Source organism: Thermoflexus sp. (genome assembly GCF_040289485.1).
Lineage (GTDB): Bacteria > Chloroflexota > Anaerolineae > Thermoflexales > Thermoflexaceae > Thermoflexus.
The window spans coordinates 1-829 of the sequence record NZ_PSLG01000105.1 but is presented as its reverse complement, the minus strand read 5'-3'; the positions used below and the strand labels follow the sequence as shown (position 1 = coordinate 829).

The following is an 829-nucleotide window of genomic DNA, read 5'->3' as shown; positions in this document are numbered from 1 at the left end:
GCCGTCGAGCCGTGGGCAATGGGATTGCAGCGCGCCCCCCACGTGCTCCAGCCCGATCGCCTCCTCGCTGGAGCGGGAAACCCGGAAGCCGATCGCGGTGTGCCAGGCATCGACGAGCTGGGGGAGGCCGGGCGCCCGGGACCCTTCCGCCGCCGGGCCCAGCTCCACCTCCAGCCCGGCGCCTGCCGGCACGGACTCCGCGGTGTACTTCCCGGGCGCGGTGGCCTGGAGCGGCCTGCCGTCCAGGCGGACCGCGCGCAGCGACAAGCCGGCGCCTTGCGGGATCATCACATCCAAGCGGCTCAGGGGCCAGGGGATCTGCCAGGAGAGGATGCGGTGCTCGGGCGGCACGAGGTATGCGATCTCTAGGAGGACCTTTTCTTCACGAAATGACACGGGCAGGGCTACGTGCCCCTGCCCAGCGGCAGCCGCGACCTGCGCGTCGACGCGCAGGCCGTCCAGGTAGGCTTCCAGGCCCACGGGCGAGGGCAGGGTGAGGCGGATCTCGCCCCTGGCCCTCTGACCAGGTGAGGGGTTACGGAGCCGGATTACATGCCGCACCTTCAAGGAGGTGTTCGCTGCCTGCTCCAGCCAGATGGTCGCTTGTTCCGGCACCGGCGTCGGGGCACCCTGCGAAGTCGAGCGGACCCAGGCCAGCCAGGCCACCACGGCAACGGCCGCGACGAGCGCCAGCGCGGCTCCCAGGAAGCGGTGTTTGGGCATCTTCATGACCACCTCCCGTGCATGAGCGTGTAAATGCTCAGGCGGCGACCTCCTTCTCCGTGACCTCGATGCCGTCTTCGTACCGCGCCCCCGCGTAGACCTTGGC

At 70.3% G+C, this 829-nt stretch carries 1 protein-coding gene; it reads right to left on the bottom strand.

Annotation, left to right across the window (positions count from 1 at the left end):
• Window positions 1–729 (bottom strand): hypothetical protein (locus tag C4313_RS11250; RefSeq protein WP_352429946.1); only part of this gene is annotated, 729 nt, incomplete at its 3' end.
• Window positions 730–829 lie beyond the last annotated feature (100 nt).